Raw genomic sequence first — 21,078 nt, 5'->3', positions numbered from 1 at the left:
ACATCGCTCATTTCATGACATCGCTGCGACGGAGGCCTACGTGCCGGACAACGCCCTCGACTACCTGGTGATCGGCGCCGGCCCGGCGGGGCTGCAGCTGGGATGTTTCCTGGAAAAGGCGGGCCGGTCGTACCTGATCCTCGAAGCCGGTCCCACGCCGGGCACGTTCTTCCGCACCTTCCCGCGCCATCGCACGCTCATCTCGATCAACAAGAAGTACAACGGAACCTCCGACCCGGAGCTCAACCTCCGGATGGACTGGAACTCCCTGCTGTCGGACGACCCGGCCCTGCTGTTCACCCAATACAGCGACCGCTACTTCCCCGCCGCCGACGACATGGTCCGCTACCTCGCCGACTACGCCGCCGCGTGCGGCCTGCGGATCGTCCACGACGCCCGCGCCGTCCACATCACCCGCGCGCCCGGCATGGGCCCGTTCAGGGTGACCGACGAGCATGGCCGGACGTACGAGGCGAAGCGCCTGATCGTGGCGACCGGGGTCAGCCGGCCCAACATCCCGGAGATACCGGGCATCGAGACCGCCGAGCCCTACGACACGGCCGCCACCGACCCGTCCGACTACGTGAACCAGCGGGTGCTCATCATCGGCAAGGGCAACTCGGCCTTCGAGACGGCGGACAACCTGGTCGAGACCGCCGCGGTGATCCACGTAGCGGGCCCGAACTCCGTACGGATGGCGTGGCGCACCCACTTCGTCGGGCATCTTCGCGCGGTCAACAACAACTTCCTCGACACCTACCAGCTCAAGTCCCAGAACGCGGTGCTGGACGGCTCGGTCAAGCGGATCGAGCGGCAGGCCGACGGCTCGTACCTGGTGACGGTGAGCTTCGCCCGCGCCGACGAGGTCACCAAGGACATCCCGTACGACCGGGTGATCGTCTGCACCGGCTTCCGGTTCGACGCCTCGATCTTCGACGACGGGTGCCGTCCGGAGCTGATGATCCAGGACCGGTTCCCGGCGCTCACCCCCGCCTACGAGTCGGTCAGCGTGCCCGGCCTCTACTTCGCCGGGACGCTGACGCAGTCCCGCGACTTCAAGCGCGGCACCAGCGGGTTCATCCACGGCTTCAGGTACGGCACGCGCTCGCTGCACCGCATCCTGGAGCACAGATACCACGGCGTCCCGTGGCCCGGCCCCGAACTCAAGGCCGACCCGGAGGCCATGGCGGCGGCGGTGCTCGAACGGGTCAACCGCTCCTCGGCGCTGTGGCAGCAGTTCGGGCTGCTGGCCGACATCATCGTCCCCGACAGCCGGGGCGGGGTCCGCTACCTGGAGGAGGTGCCGCTCGGCCTGGAGGGCCCGCCGATCGGCGACGCCGGCCACTTCACGATCACTCTGGAGTACGGGCCGGAACACGACAAGGTCGACCCCTTCGACATCGCGGTCGGCCGGATCCGGCAGAGCGACTCCGCGCGCGCCCACGAGGGCCACTACCTGCATCCGGTGGTGCGGCATCACCGGCCCGGCGCCCCGGCCGCCGTCCACCACATCACCGAGAACCTGGAGAACGAGTGGACCTCCCCGGAGGTGCACGTCGCGCCGCTGCGGGCCTTCTTCGCCCGCCAGGCCGCCTCGGTGCCGGCGTGATGGACCCGGTCGGCGAGCCCGAGACCGGCGAGATGAACACGCTCGGCGAGTTCGAAGCCGCCGCCCGCGCGCGTCTCGACCCCGCGCACTACGACTACTTCGCCGGCGGGGCCGGTGACGAGGTCACGCTGCGGGCCAACGAGGCGGCGTTCGACCGGCTGGCGCTGCTGCCGCGGGTGCTGCGCGGCACCGGAAAGCTGCAGCTCGGCGTCACCCTGCTCGGCAGCCGCGCGGCCATGCCCGTGCTGGTGGCGCCGACCGCGTTCCACCGGCTGGCCGACTCCGAGGGCGAGCGGGCCACGGCGCGGGCCGCCGCCACCGCCGAGACGATCATGATCGTCTCCATGGCGTCCACGGTCGCCGTCGAGGACGTGGCCGCGGCGGCGCCGGGGGTCCAGCTCTGGTTCCAGCTCTACATCCAGCCGGACCTGGCCTTCACCGAGACCCTCGTCCGGCGCGCCGAGGCGGCCGGCTGCAAGGCGCTGGTCGTCACGGTGGACTCCCCCACGCTGGGAGCGCGGCCCCGGGACCGGCACAACGGCTTCCACGACCTGCCCGAGGGCCTGTACTGCGAGAACCTGCGCGACGGCGCGCGAGTGCGGCCCATCGTCATGTCACCGGAGATCTCCTGGGCGCACATCGACCGGCTCAGGGAGATGACGGCGCTGCCGATCGCGCTCAAGGGCGTCGCGCATCCCGCCGACGTGCGCCTGGCGCTCGACCACGGCGTCTCGGCGCTGGTGGTCTCCAACCACGGCGGCCGGCAGCTCGACACGGTCCCGGCCGCCGTCGACCTGCTGCCGGACATCGTCCGCGCCGTGGGCGGAGCCGTCCCGGTGCTGCTGGACGGGGGTGTGCGGCGCGGCACCGACGTGCTGAAGGCGCTGGCGCTGGGCGCCGCCGCGGTCGCGGTGGGCCGCCCGGTGATCTGGGGGCTGGCGGCGGACGGCGAGCGGGGCGCGGGCCGGGTGCTCAGCCTGCTGCGTACGGAGGTCGAGCGGGCACTCTCCCTGTGCGGCTGCGCGTCCATCGATGAGCTCGAACCGGGGATGGTGCGACGGCCGTGGTGACCGTGCCTGCCGGGGTGACCGTGCCTGGGATGACCGTGCCTGGGGCGACCGGGGCGACGGGGGTTGTGGCCGTGGTGGCCGTGGCGGTCGCCGTCGTGGCGGTGCTGAGCCTGCCGTGGTGGCTGCCGGGCCGGGTCGTGGCGCTGCGCGTACGCGTCTTCAACCGGGTCAACGGGGACGAGGGCATCCCGGTGCCCGGCGACCTGGTCGGGATCGAGCGGTTCAAGGAGGTCTACTCCCATCCGGCGGCCGGCGGCCGGAGCAAGGGCGCCGCCCTGTCGGACCTGTTCTGGTACTGGCTGGCGCCCGGCCCCGAGATGCACCAGGAGCACCTGGAGGCGGGCGAACGGTATGACGCCGTCGCCCGGGCCACGCGCGCCTTCCTGTCCGTCCCGCGTACCGAAGCGGAGGAGCTGACCCGCCGCTGCGTCACCCGGACGCTGCGGGAGGCGCGCGGGCTGGTCCGGCTGCGTGACCAGATGATGCCGCTCTGGGCGGAGTTCTCCTACGAGCTGGTCTTCGGCAGGCGGTGCCCGCGCACGGCCCGCGACCTGATCGTGGGCAACGCGAACGACGTCGTCACCTCGCTCAAGTGCTGCGGGCTGCGGCACATGGACCGGCGCGACCGGCTGACCCGGTATCTCATGGACCGGCTGCCTCTGGTGCGGCAGCCGCTGCCGGATGGGTTGTCGGCCAGGGAGCAGGCGCTCTACCTGCAGGGGGCCTTCTTCAACACCGCGGTCGTCCAGCTGTCGGAGGCCACGGCCCACCTGCTGATGGTCCTCGCCCAGCACCCGGACGTACAGGCGAGGGCGTTGACGGGCGGCCCGCGCTACCTGGACCAGGTGATCGCGGAGACGCTGCGGCTCTACCCGCTCTTCGGCATCGCCCACCGCGTCACCACGGGTGACATCCCGCTGGACGAGCACGCGGTGATCCCGGCCGGCTCGGTGCTGTGCTTCAACTACCCGGAGTTCCACCGCGCGGGCTTCACCGACCCCGACCACTTCGACCCCGGCCGCTTCGCCCCGGCCCCCTCCCACCATGACCGGTCGGCGGTCCGTGAGCTCAACCACATCCCGTTCGGCGTCGCCGCCAACCGGCCGTGCCCGGCCTGGCGGCTGGCGCCGATCGCCATGCGGGTCGCGGCGGAGGAGATCCTGCGCCTGTACGCCCTGGACTCCTCCGCCTCTCACACCCGGTCCCTGCCCAACCGGGGACCGTGCCTGCTCACCCCGCGGTACGCCCACAGGAGCGCCGCCCACCGGCCGCTGCTGCTGTTCGTGCGGTTCCGGGACCGCTGGGAGGACGTCTGGCGCAGCCTCGTCCAGCTCGTCCTCGGCACCTACATGGTCTGGGACGCGCGCAGGCAGCGGCTGTGCGAGCGCCACTTCGCGGACGACGGCCAGCCGGTCGCCCACTGACCGTCCCGACTGACCACCCACTGACCGTCCCGACCATCTGGTCACGTGGTCACCCACTGATCGTCCGGATTACGAGTGGAGGAATGGTATGCCCACGATGGCCCTGGTCGCCGCCGGTGACCCGAACCTCGAACTGATCCTCAAGGTGCTGCCCGCCCTGGTCGTCATCCTGCTGACCGCGGGCGTGTGCGGCCGGCTGGCGCTGATGGTCATGCAGCCGCGGGTGCTCGGCGAGATGGTGGCCGGCGTCCTGCTCGGCCCGACCCTGTTCGGCTGGCTGTTCCCGGAGGCCCAGGCCGCCCTGTTCCCCAAGGAGGTCCGGCCGGTCCTGTACGTGCTGAGCACCATCGGGCTGACGCTGTACATGTTCCTGGTCGGCGCCGGGCTGGACCACAGCGCGCGCTCGCCGGGCGAGGTCCGCCGGGCCTCGGTCCTGGCCGTCTCGGGCATCCTGCCCTCCCTGCTCCTGGGCTCGTGCACCGGTCTGCTCCTGTGGGACGTGCTCTCCCGCCCGGACGTCAGCCGGTGGGAGTTCGCCCTGTTCGTCGGGGGCGCGCTGTCGCTGACCGCCTTCCCCATGCTGGCGAGGATCCTGTACGAGCGGAAGCTGGAGAACTCCCCGCTCGGCCGGCTCACGCTGATCGCGGCCTCCATCGACGACGCCCTGGCGTGGTGCATCCTCGCGGTGCTGTCGGCGATCCACCTCGGCTCGGGCTCCGGCGGCGCCCTGCGCACCATCGGCCTGGCCACGCTGTTCGCGGTGGTGATGCTGACGGTGGTCGCCCGTCTGCTGCGTCCGCTGGGCCGCGGTCTCGCGCGGACCGGCCGGCTCGGCCCCGGCGCCATGTACGTCGTCATCCTCGTACCGCTCACGGCGGGCTGGCTCACCGACTGGATCGGTGTGTACGCGGTTTTCGGCGGCTTCATCGCCGGACTGACGATGCCCCGTGATCCGGCGTTCCGCCAGGTGCTGCACGGCCGCATGATGGATGTCGTCTCGACGCTGCTGCTGCCGGTCTTCTTCACCTTCTCGGGGCTGAACACCCATCTCAACGGCATCGCCGGGGGCGCCATGCTGCTGGCGTTCGCGCTGATCCTGGTGGCGGGTTTCAGCGGGAAGTACTTCGGCTGCTCGCTGTCGATGAGGGCGCTGGGCTTCAGCTGGCGCGAGTCGTACGCGGTGGGCGCGCTCATGAACGCCCGGGGCCTGATGATCCTCATCTTCATCAACATCGGCCTGGCGCAGGGGATGATCACGCCGGAGCTGTTCGCCATGCTGGTGCTCGTGGCCGTCATCACGACCGCGGGGGCCCTGCCGCTCTACAAGCTGGCGCTGCCCGAACGCCTCGAGGAGGCCAGGAGAACCGACCCCGAACAGCCACGCCCCTTGGAGGAGCAGACAGCCGCCGGCCGGTCGACCATTTCCTGAAATGTCAAGACTTGTTGGGACCCTGGTAATTCTGCGGCGGTGATGCAACGGTTGATCCGTGGCTGGGACATCGAGTACAGCCGGCTCCCCCTCCCGTCGGCTGCTGCTCGTGGAGGATGACCGCGAGCTCGGGGGCATGCTGGTGGAGCTGTTCACCGACGAGGGATACACGGTCGACCTGGCCCTGGAGGGGCAGCGGGGCCTGCATCTGGGCCTGAGCCGCGCCTACGACGCCATGATCGTCGACCGGGGCCTGCCGGTGGTCGACGGCATCGACCTGCTGCGGCGGCTGCGCCGGCAGGCCGTCACCGTGCCGGTGCTCGTCCTCAGCGCCTTCGGCACGGTCGCCGACCGGGTCACCGGGCTCGACGCGGGGGCCGAGGACTACCTGGTCAAGCCGTTCGAGATCGACGAGCTGCTGGCCAGGGTACGGGCGCTGCACCGCAGGAACCTGGACCAGGCCGGGCTGCTGCCCGTCGGCGCGGGCTGGCTGGATCCGGAGGCCCACACCGTACGGCTGCCGACCGGAGAGCAGGTGGCCCTGTCCGGCCAGGAGGCGCGGCTGCTGCACGCGCTGGCGATCCGGCCGCGGCAGGTGCACACGCGCGCCTCGCTGCGGCAACGGGTCTTCGACGGCGCCCGGACCGACGCGATCGTGGACACCTACGTCTACTACCTGCGCGGCAAGCTGGGACCGGGCATCGTCAGCACCGTACGGGGCGTGGGCTACCGCCTGGGTGAGCTGTGAGAGGGCGACCGGCCGCCGATCCGGAGCGACGCCCACTGATCCGAACCCGCCGCCGGGCCACCGCGGCCGATCCCGAGCGGCGTCTGCTGATCCGGACCCGCCGCCAGGTCACCGCGGCCGATCCCGAGCGGCGTCTGCTGGGCCGGGCCCGCCGCCGGGTCACCGTACAGGTGGCGGGCGCGATCTCGGTGGTGCTCGCGCTCTTCGGGGTGATGGTCTACTGCGTCACCGTGAGCGACCAGAGCGCCTCCGCCCGGCGTGATCTGGCCGCCGCGACGCAATACGGCTCCGTCGCCCACCCTCCCCCCTGCATCTGGCTGTTCGAACTGCGCGGCGACACCGTACAGGGCTCTCCCGGCGCACCGGCGGCGCTCCCCCTGCGCATCGCGCTGTCCCTGGCCACCACCGGCGGCGAACCACGGGTCGCCCAGGTCGAGCTGGCCGGGCAGAGCTATCTCGTACGCACCGAGCGGCGCGGTGAGGTGGCGACTCAGGCGGTGATCGACCTTCGCTACCAGGCCGCCGAACGGCAACGCCTGCTGCGCACCATCGCCGCCGCCGAGCTCGCCGGGCTGCTGGCCGCGCTGCTGATCGGCCAGGTCCTCGCCCGCCGGGCGATCGCGCCGCTGGGTGAGGCCCTGGCCCGCCAGCGCAGGTTCGCCGCCGACGTCAGCCACGAGCTGCGCACCCCGCTGACCCGCCTGCACACCCGCGCCCAGCTCGTCGCCCGCCAGCTGCGGCGCGGCACCGACCCGATCCTGGTCATCGACGAGGTCGACCAGCTGGTCACCGGCAGCCGCCAGCTGGGCGAGGTGGTCGAGGATCTGCTGGTGTCGGCCCAGTTCAGGCAGCTGCGCCGGCCGTTCGTCCCCGTCGACCTGGCGGCGCTGGCCGAGGAGCTGGCCGTGGCCGAGGCGGCCCGCGCGGCGGCGCGCGGCGTGACGATCGAGGTACACCGCCAGGGCCTCGACGCCCACCTCGTACGCGGGGCGCAGTCGGCCCTCCGCCGGGTGATCTCCGCGCTGCTGGACAACGCCCTCGGCCACACGAGTGCGGGCGGCCACATCTGGGTGACGGTCGTCGGCGGCCCGGAGGTGGTGGAGCTCACGGTGCGGGACGACGGGGTGGGCCTGAACCCCGCCGACTCCGAGCGGCTGTTCACCCGGTTCGTCGGCCAGGGCTTCGGGCTGGGGCTGGCCCTCGTACGGGAGGTGGTGGACGGGCACGGCGGCACGATCACGGCGGACGGGCGGCTGGGAGCGGGCGCGGTGTTCACCGTCCGCCTCCCGGCGGATCCCGCCGTCCCGCACCACCCGCCCCCCAGAACCGAGCTCGCCGCCCACCCCCACCGGCCTGACCAACCCGACCAACCTGACCGGTCCGACCGCTCCGACCGTGAACCGGAGCGGCGCTTCTGAGCCGCACGCGGGGACGAGGTCGCCGGCTTGGTGAAGGCCCCCGGGTCAAGAGATTCGGCAAGCCACTCTCATGACCAGGGAAGGTGGCCGGGTCGTTCCAGGGCGGATCATGACAAGGCTGAAAACCTCCCTGTGGGAGATGTAGCGACCCGCTGCCCGACCACCACACGGAGGTGCGCCATGACGATCAACGCCAATCTCGACAAGCTGCTCGACAAGGCATTCGAGAAGTACGACCTGGAGAAGCTGCCCACCGCCCCGGTGAGCGCGCTCGCCGGGGTGAGCGACGCCGACGCCGAGTCGCTGGCCAAGGCGTTCAACATCAAGACCATCGGCGATCTCGGCCGCAACAAACACTTCCGCGCCGCGGTGGCCATCGTCAACCTCGTCGAGGCCGCCAAGTAGGAGCGCGTCGTGAAGACGCCCTGTCCATCTTGGGCGTGGGCGGGGCGTCTCGGGCTCACAGGGGCCAAGCGTCTCGGGCTCACCAGGCCGGTGTCCGCATCCGGTCACCCGTGGTCGCCGGCCACCGTCTGCCGACCGTGCGGCGCGACATCTGACGCACCGGGCACGCATGAGGCGAGGCACGCATGAAAAGAGGCCCGCCCCTCATGACGAGTAGCGAGCCTCCGACCTGCGACGAACGTGGTGGGCGATACTGGGATCGAACCAGTGACCTCTTCGGTGTGAACGAAGCGCTCTCCCGCTGAGCTAATCGCCCGCCCTGCGGCCCCTTGCGGCGCCGACGGGAAAACCATACCGCACTCCGGGACCTGGTGGCGAAGCGGTGGGAGGCGCGGAGGGGGATTCGGGGAAAGGGTGCGGTTGCCCATCGGCGTGACGGCTCGTTGGCATACCATCGTCGTGTTCCGGTAGGTGCCGATCGTGATCTTTTCTCAAGGAACGTTCTTGGTGGGCTCCCCGGAACAGGCTCCACGAACACGCAAAACCCTTGTAAATACGACCCGATTGATGCCGTTTAGCCAGGTAGATGCCTAAATGTCCAGCTGTGATGTGCGTTACAGAAGGGCCTAGGAGCGGAATCTTTCCTACAGGTTTCTTCGTTCCGCGTGATAGCTCAGGACGAAGTCCGTCAGAGCAGTGATAGCCCCGAAGAGGGGACCTTCGACGAAAAGGTTTGGCTGACGATGAACAGCACCACCGTCTCCGCCGAGCTTGGCCTTCGGCTTGTGGTCCCCGACCGTACTACCGTCCCCCTGCTCGCCGGACTGAGTTACACGGCCGACGACCCGTACGCCATCCGCATGGCCTTCCACGTAGGGAACGACGAACCGGTCGAGTGGATCTTTGCCCGTGAGTTGCTGACAGTAGGCATCGTGAGACGCGTCGGCGACGGCGACGTGCAGGTGTGGCCCGCACGCGCCGACGGCGAACGCACCCTGCACATCAGTTTGACCTCGCCGTTCGGCCAGGCACTGTTCGAGGTGCCGCTGGCGCCGCTGACCGAGTTCCTCCACCGCACCTACGAGAAGGTGTCCGCCGGTCGCGAGACCGACTTCATGGACCTCGACGCCGAACTCACCAATATGCTCTGGCCGAGTTGACCTTTATTTGATCTTTTACGGCCGGCCCGGTGAGCCCCAGACTCCGCACAGGGCTGGGCTCTGTCCAAGGGCACGCTCCTCCGGTGGAGGTGGCCGGGCGCCGTGACGTGCGCATTCTTGGCCCCGGTCCGTGAAATGGCCGGGGCCTGATCATTAAGCCGGGGTCCGGTGAACCTGGACTGGGGCCCGCCCCCGCACTTCTCCCGGCGGGCATCGCCCTTCGTCGGGATCTTGGCGTAAGTGCCACATGCCCGATGCCCGCGCCATAACCCGACATGACCATAGACGGCATGTCGGGTTCCTGATGGTTTGCTGGGATTATTGGGTGATCTCGGTCAACGCCGCTTTCAACCTCGTAATCTCGATGCTCTGGCCCGAGTAGACGTCTCTCGCCATGCGTCTCATCGGCTGGTCCGTGCCGGCGGCGAGCTCTTCGTCGGCCATCTTCAGGGCGCCCCCGTGGTGTCTGACCATGAGTTGCAGGAACAGGCGGTCGAAGGCGGCCGCGCGGGCCGCCCGCAGCGCGTTCATCTCCTCCAGGGTGGCCATGCCGTAGCCCTCCGGGCCGTGAGAGTGGTCGCCGGGGACCGGGCGGCCGAGGGAGGCGAGCCAGGAGGACATGACGGTGATCTCGGGACGCTGCGCACTGGCGATCTGCTCGGCGAAGCGGAGTACGGCCGGTGTCGCCGTACGGTCCTTGACCAGGCCGGTCATCTCCAGCGCCTGCCGGTGGTGCGGGATCATCCCCTCGGCGAAGCGGACGTCGGCGGCGCTTGGGGCGGTCGGCGGCCGGCCGAGGCGTTCGCCGGGCGTGGCCGTGCGGGCAGGGGTGCCCGGGCCCTGTGGGACGATCACCGGAGCGTCGGTGCCGATCGCGGACGGCTGCTCCGCCTCCTGGGCGCACGCCGACAGCATGGGCAGCGCGAGTGCCGCCAAGACTGCGGCGCCGAACGCCCGCAACCGGGACCTTACTGACATAGCTTCCATAGTGACCCAGGAACGAGAGGGAAGTGCGTGATCTTCGGAAAGGTACGGGTGGCGGCGGCGTGCGCGGCGCTCCTGCTGGTGGCCGCGTGCAGCGCCGGTCCGCGAGGAGAGGACCCCTCCGTAGACGGGAGTGAGCCCCTCACCACCGCCCAGCCGACCGGTGACGCGAAGACGAGCCCGAACGTCAAGCGGGTCGCCCACGTGCCCCGTACGGCGCCGCTCAACGGCGCCATGGACTGGAACACCGACCTGGCCTTCCAGGGCGACTACGCGTACGTGGGCAATTTCGGCGGGTTCTCGATCTACGACATCAGCGATCCCACCAAGCCCAAGACCGTCAGCCAGGTCGCCTGCCCGGCGCAGCAGAACGACGTCTCGATCTACGGCGATCTGCTGATCCTGTCGATCGACGAGCCGCGCAGCGACGAGAGCTGCGCCTCCACGACCAACAGCCGCGCCTGGGAAGGGCTGCGGATCTTCGACGTCAGCGACAAGAAGAACCCGAAGTACGTCTCGGCCGTCGCGACCGACTGCGGCTCGCACACGCACACGATGATCCCCGACGGGGAGACGCTGTACGTGTACGTGTCGTCGCCCGGCCCCGAGCCGGAGTCGGACACCTGCCCGCCGCCGCACGAACTCCTCCAGGTCGTGGAGATCCCCACCAAGGACCCCAAGGCCGCCAAGATCGTGGCGCGGCCGAACTTCTTCCCGGACCGCGAGGAGACGGGCGCCGGGTGCCACGACATCACGGCGTACCCGGAGAAGAAGCTGGCCGCGGCCGCCTGCTTCGGTGACGGCGTGCTGCTCGACATCTCCGACCCGGTCAACCCGAAGCTGCTCCAGCGGATACGCGACGAGGAGAACTTCCAGCTCTGGCATTCGGCGACGTTCAACAACGACGCGACCAAGGTGGTGTTCAGCGACGAGCTGGGCGGCGGCTCGGCGCCGACCTGCGACCGGGACACGCCCCGGACCAAGGGCGCGGACGCGATCTACGACCTCACGAACGGCCAGCTGGAGCGGCGCGGCTACTTCAAGATCCCGCGCGAGCAGGAGCAGGACGAGAACTGCGTCGCCCACAACGGCTCGCTCCTCCCGGTGCCGGGCAAGGACATCATGGTCCAGTCCTGGTATCAGGGCGGCGTGTCGATCTGGGACTTCACCGACTCCGCCAACGCCAGGGAGATCGGCTACTTCGATCCGCCCCCGTTCAACGGCGTCGCGGGGTCCTGGTCGGCCTACTACTACAACGGCTACATCTACTCCAGCGACATCCGGGGCGGCCTGGACGTCATCGAGATCAAGGATCCGCTGACCGACCCGGCCCAGCAGGTCAAGATGGACGACTTCAACGTCCAGACCCAGAAGTCCTACTGAGGTGCCGTGATGGTCCCCGCCCGCCAGTTGCTGTAGGTGGTGGCGAAGGAGGAGGCCAGCCGGATGTTGGCGTTGAGCGCGCGCCAGGACAGGTCGAAGAAGACCGGCCTGTCGCGCGGGTCCAGCTTCAGCTTCCAGGTGAGCTGGGTGTCGGCGAGGTCGTCGACGGTCCACCCGCCGGTGATTTCCGAGATCTTGTCCTGCAGGGCCTGCGGGCCCTTGCTGGTCACCAGGGACCCGGAGTAGGACCGCCCCTCCGCGCTGATCCGCGGCGTCAGGCTGATCACGTCGAGCAGGGCGCCGATCCCCGCGGTCACGGGGAGCATCTCGGCGAAGTAGAGCGCCTCCGACGCCTCCTTGCCCTTCACCGGCTTGCCGTCCAGGTAGACCGCCGGCGTGTCGGAGCTCTCTATGACGACCACCTGCCGACTGTCACCGACCGACTCGACCCGCATGTCGAAGTCCGTGGTGGTGCCGTCGCTCGCGCCGAACACGAGCCGGCCTCGGGCCTCGCCGGCGTACGCGCTCTCGCTCAGGCCGCCCGAGTAGGTGAAGTCGGCCAGCGGCGTCACGATGGTCGCCGCCTCCACGGCCGCGACCAGTTCCGCGCGCTTGGCCGGCGGCGGGGCCACGGACTCGGCCGTGCCGGTGGACGTCGACGACGGTATGCCGGTGGCGGCGGCCGGGGTCTGCGTGATGGGCGTGCGGCCGGCCGCGCGCTCCCAGAGCAGCACCCCGCTGACCAGCAGCGCCGTCGCCGCGAGGCCCGCCCCGGCCAGCATCTTCCTGCGCGCCATGAGCGCCCGCACAGGGCCGATGGCCGGCGGCGGTCCGGCCACCAGGGTGTCGGCGGCGGCCAGCGCGCCCTGTTCGAGCACGTCGGCCTCTTCCGAGCGCCGGTCCTCGCCGAGCAGCTCCAGCAGGACGCCGCGGGCCGTGGGCCGGGCCGCGGGGTCCTTGGCCAGGCAGCGCGCCACGATCCCGCGCAGCGGCTCGGCCAGATCGCCCAGGTCGGGCTCGCCCTGCAGGATCCGGTAGGCGACCGCGGCGATCGTGTCCCCGCCGAACGGCGCCTGCCCGGTGGCCGCGTACACCATCGTGGAGCCCCAGGCGAACACGTCGGCGGGCGCCCCGACGGGCCCGTCGCCGAACTGCTCGGGCGCCATGTAGCGCGGCGTGCCGGCCAGCCCGCTCTTGGTCGCGGTGAGCCCGGCGAGCCGGGCGATGCCGAAGTCGATGACCCGCGGCCCGTCCTGGGCCATCAGCACGTTGCCCGGCTTGAAGTCGCGGTGCACCACGCCCGCCCGGTGGATGGCGGTCAGCGCGGTGACCGTGCCGATGGCCAGGCGGGTGAGGGACGTGCCGCGCAGGGGCGCGACCTCCTCCAGGGAGGGGCCGTCGATGTACTCGCTCACGACGTAGGGCGGCTCGTGGTCGAGGTCGGCGGTGATCACCCGGGCCGTGCAGAACTCGGCGACCTGCCTGGCGGCGGCGAGCTCCCGCTGCGCCGTGCGATCGACGCCGCCCGCCATGCCGCCGGCCATCAACTTGATCGCCACCCGCTCGCCACCCGGCTTCTCGGCCAGGTAGACCACGCCCTGCCCGCCCTGACCGAGCCGGCCCACGATCAGATAGCCGCCGAGCCGCAGCGGGTCACCCGGCCGGGGTTTGTCGACGGCCATCCGCTCAGGGGTTGAGGTCGGCGGCGGCGTGCTCGGCGAAGATCCGCATCGCCTTCGCGGTGATCGGCCCCGGGGCCACCGGCAGCTCGGTCTCGTCGACGAGCCTGATCGGCTGGATGTCGCGGGTGGTGGAGGTCAGGAACGCCTCCTCGGCGGTGTAGAGGGCGGACAGCGGTACGTCGGTCTCCTCGCCGCCGCACCATTGGAGCACCAGCGCCCTGGTGACGCCGGCCAGGCAGCCGGAGTCGAGGGTCGGGGTGAGCAGCCGCCCGTCGCGGACGATGAAGATGTTGGAGCCGGTGCCCTCGCACAGGTTGCCCGCGAGGTTGCCGAAGATGGCCTCGCCGCCGCCGCGCGCCTTGGCGTGGGCCAGGGCCTTGGCGTTGTCGCCGTAGGAGGTGCTCTTGACGCCGGCCAGGGCGCCGTTCTCGTTGCGCGGCCAGGGGACGACGGTGACGTTGGCGGTGCCGGGGAACGGCTTCTGCTCGTCGACGATCACGATCGAGGTGGTGCCCTGGTCGCCGCGGTCGGAGCCGAGGGGGCCCGGGCCGCTGGTGTAGGTGATGCGGATGCGGCCGAGCGGCCAGTCGGGCGCGGCGGCCAGGCACTTGCCGACGCCGTCCTCGATGGCCCCGAGGTCGGGCGCGGGCAGGTCCATGCGCTGGGCCGACAGCGCGAGCCGGTCGAGGTGCCTGGTGAGCGCGAACGCCTCGCCGTGCACGATCTTGATGGTCTCGAAGACTCCGTCGCCGACCATCAGCCCATGGTCGAACACCGAGACGGTCGCCTGCGCGGGGTCGAGCAGCTCCCCGTTGACCCAGACAGGGATGGTCATCTATTTCCTCCTGAGGATGCCAGTGCGATGAGCCTGGACGCCTTCAGCTCGGTCTCGAGCCATTCACGCCGGGGATCACTGCCCCAGGTTATGCCCGCGCCCGTGCCGAAGCGGATCTCGCCTGCTTCGATCCAGAACGTACGGATGCCCACGGCCAGCGCCGCCCGTCGACGGCCGGCGTCGACCCAGCCCACGGCCCCACAGTACGGCCCGCGCGGCTCCGGTTCGAGCTCATTGATGATGCGCAACGCGGACGACTTGGGCGCGCCGGTGACCGAACCGGGTGGGAAGGTCGCCGCGAACAACTCCGGCCAGCCCGCTCCCGGCGCCAGCCTGGCCCGTACGGTCGACACGAGGTGGACCAGCCCGGGATGCTCCTCGACGGCGCAGAGCGACGGCACCTCGACGGAGCCGACGGCGGCGATCCGGCCGAGGTCGTTGCGGACCAGGTCGACGATCATGACATTCTCAGCGTAGTCCTTCTCCAGCAGGTCGTCCGCCGTCGCGCCGGTGCCCTTGATCGGTCTTGACTCGACCATGTCCCCCTCGCGCGACAGGTACAGCTCGGGCGAGGCCGACACCACGCTCAGCCCGGGCACCTGGACGACGGCCGCGTAGGGGGCCGGGTTGCCGATGGCCAGGCGGGCGGCCAGGGCCGGCGGGTCGGCGTCGTGGGGCAGCGGCGCGGTCAGGACGCGGCAGAGGTTGGCCTGGTAGACCTCGCCCCGCTCGATGTAGTCGCGGATGGTCTGGACGCCCCGCTCGTAGGCGGCCTGGTCGAGGGAGCTGTGCCACCGGTCGGGGGCGGGGCCGTGCCAGGGGGTCCTGGGGGTGGGCAGGGGCGCCTGGCGTACGTGGTCGAAGCGGGCGCACGTCACCTTGCCCTCTTTGTCGACGCCCTCATAGTCGACCACCACCGCCCACCAGCCGTCGCCGTCGAGGGCGGCCAGGTCGGTCGTCAGGTCGCGCAGGCCGGTGGCCAAGAGGTTGCCTACGGAGGCGAAGCCGTCGTACACACCTGCCATTCTCCCAGCAATCGGACGAACTCCCGCGCGGACGGCAGCGGCACTTCAGGCAGGGCCGCGTACACCTTGCGCGCCGGGACCAACCCCCTCAGGGGCCGCAACACCAGATCCGCGGGTACGGCCCGCGCCGCGAGCTCCGGCACCAGCGTCACCCCGAGCCCGGCGGCGACGCAGCCGAACTTGCCCGTCCATTCGGCCACCCGCAGCCCGCTGCGCGGGGTGAACCCGGCGGCGGCGCAGGCGGTGACGAGCAGCGTCGGCTGCCCGCGCGGCGCGGCCTCGATCCACGTCTCATCGGCCAGGTCGCGCAGGTCCACGTCGGGCTCGGCGGCCAGCCGGTGCGCCCGCGGCAGCGCCACCAGCAGCCGGTCCTCGCGCAGCGGGACGATCCGGCCGCCGTCGGCGGGCAGCCCGGCGGGGTAGTCGCTGATCACCGCGACGTCCAGCGCGCCCGCCTGCAGCCGCTCCATCAGCCGGGTCGTCAGCCCCTCGACCAGCCGCAGCCCGACCTCCGGCCGGCGCTCGGCGAACCGCTTGAGCGTCACGGGCACGAGATCGACGTTGGCCGTGGCGAACGCGCCGACCCGCAGCGTGCCGCCGCTGCCGCCGTGGATCGCGGTCAGCTCCTCGCAGGCGCGGTCGAGCCGGTCGAGCACGGCTACGGCGTGCCGGTGCAGCGCCACGCCCGCCGGTGTCAGCCGTACGCCCCTGGCCAGCCGCTCGAACAGCGGCCCACCGGTGGCCCGCTCCAGGGCGGCGATCCGCCGCGAGACGGCCGACTGGGTGTATCCGAGCAGTTCGGCGGCGGCGGTGAACGAGCCGCTCCTGGCCACCTCGTCGAAGAGGCGGAGCGCGACGGCGTCGAAGGCATTCACGTCTGTCATGGCTGGCATGCAATCTAGTCGGTGGTGGAATGCCTCGCATGTCAGTTAACTGGGGGATGTGATTGCATTTCTCGGACAGGGACGCATGGGCGTCCCCATGGCCCGGCGGCTCAGCGAGGCCGGGCATCAGGTGACGACATGGCGGCGCGGGACCGGTGTTCCCGTCGCCGAGGCGGTCGACGGGGCGGAGCTGGTCATCACGATGCTGCGTGACCCGGCCGCCGTACGCGAGGTGCTGACGGCCGCGCTGCCCGGGCTGCGGCCCGACGCGACGGTGGTGGAGATGTCCACGATCGGCCCGGAGGCGGTGCGGGAGCTGCGCGCGCTGCTGCCCGCGTCCGTCAAGCTGGTGGACGCGCCCGTGCTGGGCAGCGTCGGTCCCGCGGCCGACGGCACGCTGACCGTGCTGGCGGGCGGTGACCTGACGGGCGTGCGCGAGGTGCTGTCGGTGTTCGGCACCGCGCGCGAGTGCGGGCCGCCGGGGGCGGGCGCGGCGATGAAACTCGCCGTCATGAGCGCCCTCGTGCCGGCCCAGGTGCTGCTGGCGGAGACGTACGCGTACGGGGAGGCGCACGGGGTGGACCGTGACGCCCTGGCCGAGGTGCTGTCGGGCACCCCGCTGGGCGTCCTGGCCGAACGCCTGCGCACGCCCGCCCCCGAGACCCGCTACGCGCTCGGCCTGGCGGCCAAGGATCTGACGCTGGCCGCCTGGCCGGCCGCCACCCTGGCCACCGCGGCCCGCGCACGCCTGCAGGAGGCCGAGGCGGCCGGGCTCGGCGACCACGACGTAACGGCGATCGCCGCCCACGTCGGCGGGCGGCCCGCGCACCGGGCCGTGCCGATCAACCCCGCAACGGTGCCGGCCACGAACGGCTTCTACTCCCATGCCGTACGGGTGGGCGACATGCTGTACGTCTCCGGGCAGGCGGCCTTCGACGCGAACGGGCAGCTCGTCGGGGAGGGGGACATGGCGGCTCAGGCCGAGCACGTTTTCCAGTGCCTGGGGCGGATTCTCGCCGATCAGGGGGCGGGGTTCGAGGACGTGGCGTTCCTCCGGACGTACCTCACGAACATGGACGATCGGGTGGCGTACGGGCAGGTGCGCCGCAAGTACTTCCCGGGGACGCCGCCCGCGAGCACGACCGTGGAGGTGTCGAAGCTGTTCATGCCGGGGCTGCTGCTGGAGATGGACGCGATCGTCGCGCTGCCCTAGCAGCGCGGGATCGAAATATGGCGAAAAATTACGCCAGGCGGCCCGTGACGGACTCGGCGGCGGTGACCACGCCGCCGTCGGCGACCAGGCGGACGGCGGACTCGATCTCCGGCGCCAGGAAGCGGTCGGGGCCGGGCCCCGGGACGGTCTCGCGCAGCGCCTTGACCACCGCGCCGGTGGCGGGCGCCGGCTCCAGCGGGGCGCGCAGGTCGAGGGCGCGGGCGGCGGCGAGCACCTCGACGGCCAGCACCCGGGTGAGGCCGTCGACCGACTTGCGCAGCTTGCGGGCCGCCGACCAGCCCATGGAGACGTGGTCCTCCTGCATGGCGGAGCTGGGGATCGAGTCCACGCTGGCGGGTGCGGCGAGCCGCTTGAGCTCGGAGACGATGGCCGCCTGGGTGTACTGGGCGATCATGTGGCCGGAGTCGACACCGGGGTCGTCGGCCAGGAACGCCGGCAGGCCGTGGTTGCGCGCCACGTCCAGGAAGCGGTCGGTGCGGCGTTCGGACATCGAGGCCAGGTCGGCGGCGACGATGGCCAGGAAGTCCAGTACGTAGGCGACGGGGGCGCCGTGGAAGTTGCCGTTGGACTCGACGCGGCCGTCGGAGAGCACGGCGGGGTTGTCCACGGCGCTGGCCAGCTCCCAGGTGGCCACGTTCGCGGCGTGGGCGATCGTATCGCGGGCGGCTCCGGCCACCTGGGGGGCGCAGCGCAGGGAGTAGGCGTCCTGGACGCGGGTGCAGGCGGCCGGGTCGCGGTGGCTCGCCATGATGCCCGATTGATCCAGAATTTTCATCATATTGGCGGCGGAGAGGGCCTGGCCGGGCTGCGGCCGCAGCGCCTGCAGTTCGGGGGCGAAGACGCGGTCGGTGCCCAGCAACCCCTCGACGCTCATCGCGGCGCTCACGTCGGCGGTCCTGACGAGCCTGGTCAGGTCGTCGATGGCCAGGATGAGCATGCCGAGCATGCCGTCCGTACCGTTGATGAGCGCGAGGCCCTCCTTGGCGGCCAGCTCGACGGGCTCGATGCCCGCCTGCTTGAGCGCCTCTTCCGCCGCAGTGATATTTCCGGACTCATCCCGTACGACGCCCTCGCCCATCAGGGTGAGCGCCACGTGCGCCAGCGGCGCCAGATCGCCCGAGCAGCCGAGGCTGCCGTACTCGTGCACGACCGGCGTGATGCCCGCGCTGATGAGCGCGGCCAGCGTCTTCGCGGTGGTCGGCCGGATGCCGGTGTGGCCGGTGGCCAGCGTGTGCAGGCGCAGCAGCATGAGCGCGCGCACCACCTCGGTCTCGACCTCGGGGCCGTTGCCCGCGGCGTGGCTGCGGACCAGCGAGCGCTGGAGCTGGGCGCGCAGAGCCGGGTCGATGTGCCGCGTGGCCAGGGCCCCGAACCCGGTCGAGATCCCATAGGCGGGCACCGCGCTCTCGGCCAGCTCGTCGACCAGCTGCCGGGCCGCGGAGATCGCGGCGATGGCGTCGTCGGTGAGCTGTACGGCGGCGCCGTGACGGGCCACCCTGATGACGTCGTCGAAGGTGAGGGGCTCTGGACCGACGTTCACGACTCCGTTGTCGCGCATGATGTGACTCTCCTGCTTAGGTAACCGGCGTATGTGATGTTAGCTCCTTACCGGCGAACAGGGCGGCCAGCCCTTCCCTGCCCTCGTCGGTCAGCATCACCGCCCGGGGAACGGCGCCCTGCCGGTACCAGCCGTGCTCCAGCAACGCGCCGGTCACCGCCGCGCCAAGGGCCCCGCCGAGGTGGGCCCGGCGCTCGGTCCAGTCCAGGCATTCCGGGGCGAACCGCCGCCTGGCCTTCCGTACCCCCGCCACGTCCACCCCGAGCCTCGCCAGCAGCCGCTCCCCCTTGTCCGTGACCTCCTGGTTCACCAGGAAACCGCCCTGGACCAGCTGGTCGAACAGCGCCACACCGGCCCGCCCGGCCAGGTGGTCGTAGCACGTACGCGCCTCCTCCAGCAGCCTGGCCTGGCGCGACTGGCGCAGGGACCGGATGGGCGGCCGGGTGCTCACCCTGGCCAGCACCTCCAGCACCTCGGCGACCTCGTGGCCGGCCAGGCGGTAGTAGCGGTGGCGGCCCTGCCGTACGACGTCGACGAGCCGCCCGTCGAGCAGGCGGGACAGGTGCGCGCTCGCGGTGGCGGCGCTCACGCCGGACAGCCTGGCGAGCTCCCCGGCGGCCAGCGCGCGACCGCCGAGCAGCGCGGTGAGTATGGCCGCCCTGGTGGGATCGGCTATGAGCGCCGCGACGGGCGCGATGTCGGAGTCGTGGGCGATGTGTTCGGCGGCCATACTTGACGCTAACCCATGGACATTTCGCCGGTGGTCGAAGCATGGCCCCCCACCCAGCGGCCGGCGCCCGATTAGGCTGCCGGGAGAGCCTAGTCAGGGGGTCGAGTTGGCAGTCCCGTCCGCAGCAGGAGCCGGCGCTTCGTCAGCAGGAGCCGGCGTCGCGCTCGTCACCGGAGCGTCCCGCGGCCTGGGCGCCGTGATCGCCCGCAGGTTGGGCGCCGACGGCCACACCGTGGCCGTCGGCTACCACTCCGGGCAGGAGAGCGCCCAGCAGGTCGCCGCCGGCATCCGCGCCGCCGGTGGATCCGCCGAGGCGTTCGCGGGGGACGTCACCGACGAGACCGCGACGGCCGAACTGGTCGCCCAGGTCACCGACCGGCTGGGCCCCGTGGAGGTGCTGGTCCTCAACGCGACGGGCGCCCAGCCGAAGGTCGCGTTCGAGGATCTCACCTGGCAGACGCACCTGGACCAGCTCCACTTCTTCGTCAAGAGCCCCACGCTCCTCATCCAGGCGGCCTTACCGGGCATGAAGGCACGAGGCCGGGGCCGCGTGATCCAGATCGGCTCGGACATCGTGGACCGCGCCCTACCCGGCATGTCCGCCTACATCGCCGCAAAGGCCGCCCAGCACGAGCTCACCCGGGCATGGGCCCGCGAGCTGGGACCGCACGGCGTCACGGTGAACCTCGTCGCGCCCGGCTTCATCCCCGTCGAACGGCACGCCGAGATCGGCGCTGAGGAGCTGGCGACGTACCGGGCGCACGTCCCGCTCGGCCGGATGGGCACGCCTGACGACGTGGCGGGCGCGGTGTCCTTCCTGGCCTCGGAGGCGGCGGCGTTCGTGACGGGCGAACGGATCACCGTCAACGGCGGCCACACCATCGGCTGACCTCGGCTCCCCTGGCCGGGCCGTCGCGACCTCCAGACGCAACCACGCTTAGACGCCGCCCCAACCGTTCCACGGCCACGATCGACCCCATGACAGGCAACGCCACCAACCCCGCCCATGTCGCTGCCGAGGCGACGGACAACCCCGCACTCCTCGTCGCCGAAGCCGTCGACCGGTGCCTCACCATCGCCGAGACCTGGCTCGCCTGGGACGGCACCCCCATCGTGACCGACGGGGCCAACCTGTGGACCCCGGCGAAAGCCGTACGCCGCATCCAGGACCACCTCATCGACCACCTCGCCGAAGTCGAGGCGCTCCTGGCGGGCGCCACCCCGCAGGACGACCACTGGCACGGCCGGATGGTGACGCTGGAGGCCGACTGGGCCCGCTTCACGGAGCTGGACCTGGCCGAGGCCCGCTCCCGCTGGACCCGCCTGGGCCGGTCCTACGTGAACCGCTACGCCACGGTCCCAGACGCCTGGGACCGGCCGCACTCCCCCAACTGGACCCTGCGCGAGATCGCCGAGCACGTGTCCGGGATCACCTGGTACGCCGAGCAGGTGGGAACCCTCCGGTTTGGGGACTCGGCCAGGATTCGCTAGAGTTCTCTC

The 21,078-nt window shown here is 71.3% G+C and carries 19 protein-coding genes and 1 tRNA gene; 12 read left to right on the top strand and 8 right to left on the bottom strand.

Features of this window, described 5'->3' with window-relative positions:
• Window positions 1-40 precede the first annotated feature (40 nt).
• From LDL49_RS36200 to LDL49_RS36170, 7 genes are all read left to right on the top strand, one after another.
• Window positions 41-1,609: an NAD(P)-binding domain-containing protein gene (locus LDL49_RS36200; RefSeq protein WP_225298098.1), complete on the top strand. Its 1,569-nt coding sequence runs from the start codon at window positions 41-43 to the stop codon at window positions 1,607-1,609.
• Window positions 1,609-2,679: an alpha-hydroxy acid oxidase gene (locus LDL49_RS36195; RefSeq protein ID WP_225298301.1), complete on the top strand. Its 1,071-nt coding sequence runs from the start codon at window positions 1,609-1,611 to the stop codon at window positions 2,677-2,679. Before LDL49_RS36200 ends, LDL49_RS36195 begins: the two co-directional genes overlap by 1 nt.
• Window positions 2,673-4,103 carry a cytochrome P450 gene (locus tag LDL49_RS58645; protein ID WP_225298096.1) on the top strand — a complete coding sequence of 477 codons (1,431 nt, stop codon included), beginning with the start codon at window positions 2,673-2,675 and terminating at the stop codon, window positions 4,101-4,103. Before LDL49_RS36195 ends, LDL49_RS58645 begins: the two co-directional genes overlap by 7 nt.
• A gap of 88 nt (window positions 4,104-4,191) precedes the next feature.
• A complete protein-coding gene (locus LDL49_RS36185; RefSeq protein WP_225298094.1) occupies window positions 4,192-5,532 on the top strand; it encodes a cation:proton antiporter in 1,341 nt (446 codons plus the stop codon).
• A 109-nt stretch (window positions 5,533-5,641) separates the two neighbouring features.
• The gene (locus LDL49_RS36180; protein WP_308016236.1) at window positions 5,642-6,280 is read left to right on the top strand and encodes a response regulator transcription factor; all 639 of its coding nucleotides are present in this window, start codon (window positions 5,642-5,644) and stop codon (window positions 6,278-6,280) included.
• A complete protein-coding gene (locus LDL49_RS36175; RefSeq protein WP_225298090.1) occupies window positions 6,277-7,698 on the top strand; it encodes a sensor histidine kinase in 1,422 nt (473 codons plus the stop codon). Before LDL49_RS36180 ends, LDL49_RS36175 begins: the two co-directional genes overlap by 4 nt.
• A 180-nt stretch (window positions 7,699-7,878) precedes the next feature.
• Window positions 7,879-8,103 carry a hypothetical protein gene (locus LDL49_RS36170; protein WP_225298088.1) on the top strand — a complete coding sequence of 75 codons (225 nt, stop codon included), beginning with the start codon at window positions 7,879-7,881 and terminating at the stop codon, window positions 8,101-8,103.
• Between the two features lie 241 nt (window positions 8,104-8,344).
• Here the strand turns inward: LDL49_RS36170 and LDL49_RS36165 are convergent.
• Window positions 8,345-8,419, bottom strand: a tRNA-Val gene (locus tag LDL49_RS36165).
• A gap of 427 nt (window positions 8,420-8,846) precedes the next feature.
• Here LDL49_RS36165 and LDL49_RS36160 point away from each other — a divergent pair.
• Entirely contained in the window at window positions 8,847-9,263 is a 417-nt protein-coding gene (locus LDL49_RS36160) for an SsgA family sporulation/cell division regulator (protein ID WP_225298086.1), read from the top strand.
• A 318-nt stretch (window positions 9,264-9,581) separates the two neighbouring features.
• On the opposite strand, the gene LDL49_RS36155 is transcribed toward LDL49_RS36160, so the two are convergent.
• Complete coding sequence (locus LDL49_RS36155) at window positions 9,582-10,241, bottom strand: DUF305 domain-containing protein (protein WP_225298084.1); 660 nt, start codon at window positions 10,239-10,241, stop codon at window positions 9,582-9,584.
• A gap of 36 nt (window positions 10,242-10,277) precedes the next feature.
• On the opposite strand from LDL49_RS36155, the gene LDL49_RS36150 reads away from it, so the two are divergent.
• Entirely contained in the window at window positions 10,278-11,630 is a 1,353-nt protein-coding gene (locus LDL49_RS36150) for an LVIVD repeat-containing protein (RefSeq protein WP_225298082.1), read from the top strand.
• On the opposite strand, the gene LDL49_RS36145 is transcribed toward LDL49_RS36150, so the two are convergent.
• Genes LDL49_RS36145 through LDL49_RS36130 form a run of 4 tightly spaced genes read right to left on the bottom strand, consistent with a single transcriptional unit; the run spans window position 11,624 to window position 16,056 of the window.
• Entirely contained in the window at window positions 11,624-13,312 is a 1,689-nt protein-coding gene (locus tag LDL49_RS36145; RefSeq protein WP_225298080.1) for a serine/threonine-protein kinase, read from the bottom strand. The genes LDL49_RS36150 and LDL49_RS36145 overlap by 7 nt on opposite strands.
• Before the next feature lie 4 nt (window positions 13,313-13,316).
• Window positions 13,317-14,147 (bottom strand): aminotransferase class IV, encoded by an 831-nt coding sequence (locus tag LDL49_RS36140; protein ID WP_225298078.1) that lies wholly within the window; start codon window positions 14,145-14,147, stop codon window positions 13,317-13,319.
• The gene (locus LDL49_RS36135) at window positions 14,144-15,172 is read right to left on the bottom strand and encodes a chorismate-binding protein (RefSeq protein ID WP_225298076.1); all 1,029 of its coding nucleotides are present in this window, start codon (window positions 15,170-15,172) and stop codon (window positions 14,144-14,146) included. Before LDL49_RS36135 ends, LDL49_RS36140 begins: the two co-directional genes overlap by 4 nt.
• Window positions 15,139-16,056 carry a LysR family transcriptional regulator gene (locus LDL49_RS36130; protein WP_225298074.1) on the bottom strand — a complete coding sequence of 306 codons (918 nt, stop codon included), beginning with the start codon at window positions 16,054-16,056 and terminating at the stop codon, window positions 15,139-15,141. Before LDL49_RS36130 ends, LDL49_RS36135 begins: the two co-directional genes overlap by 34 nt.
• A gap of 58 nt (window positions 16,057-16,114) precedes the next feature.
• Here LDL49_RS36130 and LDL49_RS36125 point away from each other — a divergent pair, with 58 nt between their 5' ends.
• Window positions 16,115-17,269 (top strand): Rid family hydrolase, encoded by a 1,155-nt coding sequence (locus LDL49_RS36125; RefSeq protein ID WP_225298072.1) that lies wholly within the window; start codon window positions 16,115-16,117, stop codon window positions 17,267-17,269.
• Between the two features lie 28 nt (window positions 17,270-17,297).
• On the opposite strand, the gene hutH is transcribed toward LDL49_RS36125, so the two are convergent.
• Window positions 17,298-18,848: a histidine ammonia-lyase gene (hutH, locus tag LDL49_RS36120; RefSeq protein ID WP_225298070.1), complete on the bottom strand. Its 1,551-nt coding sequence runs from the start codon at window positions 18,846-18,848 to the stop codon at window positions 17,298-17,300.
• Window positions 18,849-18,864: 16 nt separating this feature from the next.
• Complete coding sequence (locus LDL49_RS36115; protein WP_225298068.1) at window positions 18,865-19,578, bottom strand: ArsR/SmtB family transcription factor; 714 nt, start codon at window positions 19,576-19,578, stop codon at window positions 18,865-18,867.
• 106 nt (window positions 19,579-19,684) lie between these two features.
• On the opposite strand from LDL49_RS36115, the gene LDL49_RS36110 reads away from it, so the two are divergent.
• Both LDL49_RS36110 and LDL49_RS36105 read left to right on the top strand, forming a co-directional pair.
• Window positions 19,685-20,467, top strand: a complete 783-nt coding sequence (locus tag LDL49_RS36110; RefSeq protein WP_225298066.1) for an SDR family NAD(P)-dependent oxidoreductase — start codon at window positions 19,685-19,687, stop codon at window positions 20,465-20,467.
• A gap of 89 nt (window positions 20,468-20,556) precedes the next feature.
• A complete protein-coding gene (locus tag LDL49_RS36105; protein ID WP_225298064.1) occupies window positions 20,557-21,069 on the top strand; it encodes a hypothetical protein in 513 nt (170 codons plus the stop codon).
• The last annotated feature ends 9 nt before the right edge of the window (window positions 21,070-21,078 follow it).

Source organism: Nonomuraea aurantiaca (assembly GCF_020215705.1).
GTDB classification, from domain to species: Bacteria; Actinomycetota; Actinomycetes; order Streptosporangiales; family Streptosporangiaceae; genus Nonomuraea; species Nonomuraea aurantiaca.
Note: the sequence above shows the minus strand (reverse complement) of the source record. Positions and strands in the feature narration are given on the sequence as shown.

Excerpts from the sequence above, each read along its gene's own strand:
- LDL49_RS36195 (WP_225298301.1), top strand. The coding sequence starts at position 1,609 with ATGGACCCGGTCGGCGAGCCCGAGACCGGCGAGATGAACACGCTCGGC.
- LDL49_RS36185 (WP_225298094.1), top strand. The coding sequence starts at position 4,192 with ATGCCCACGATGGCCCTGGTCGCCGCCGGTGACCCGAACCTCGAACTG.
- LDL49_RS36170 (WP_225298088.1), top strand. The coding sequence starts at position 7,879 with ATGACGATCAACGCCAATCTCGACAAGCTGCTCGACAAGGCATTCGAG.
- LDL49_RS36160 (WP_225298086.1), top strand. The coding sequence starts at position 8,847 with ATGAACAGCACCACCGTCTCCGCCGAGCTTGGCCTTCGGCTTGTGGTC.
- LDL49_RS36155 (WP_225298084.1), bottom strand. The coding sequence starts at position 10,241 with ATGTCAGTAAGGTCCCGGTTGCGGGCGTTCGGCGCCGCAGTCTTGGCG.
- LDL49_RS36145 (WP_225298080.1), bottom strand. The coding sequence starts at position 13,312 with ATGGCCGTCGACAAACCCCGGCCGGGTGACCCGCTGCGGCTCGGCGGC.
- LDL49_RS36140 (WP_225298078.1), bottom strand. The coding sequence starts at position 14,147 with ATGACCATCCCTGTCTGGGTCAACGGGGAGCTGCTCGACCCCGCGCAG.
- LDL49_RS36135 (WP_225298076.1), bottom strand. The coding sequence starts at position 15,172 with ATGGCAGGTGTGTACGACGGCTTCGCCTCCGTAGGCAACCTCTTGGCC.
- LDL49_RS36130 (WP_225298074.1), bottom strand. The coding sequence starts at position 16,056 with ATGACAGACGTGAATGCCTTCGACGCCGTCGCGCTCCGCCTCTTCGAC.
- hutH (WP_225298070.1), bottom strand. The coding sequence starts at position 18,848 with ATGCGCGACAACGGAGTCGTGAACGTCGGTCCAGAGCCCCTCACCTTC.
- LDL49_RS36115 (WP_225298068.1), bottom strand. The coding sequence starts at position 19,578 with ATGGCCGCCGAACACATCGCCCACGACTCCGACATCGCGCCCGTCGCG.
- LDL49_RS36105 (WP_225298064.1), top strand. The coding sequence starts at position 20,557 with ATGACAGGCAACGCCACCAACCCCGCCCATGTCGCTGCCGAGGCGACG.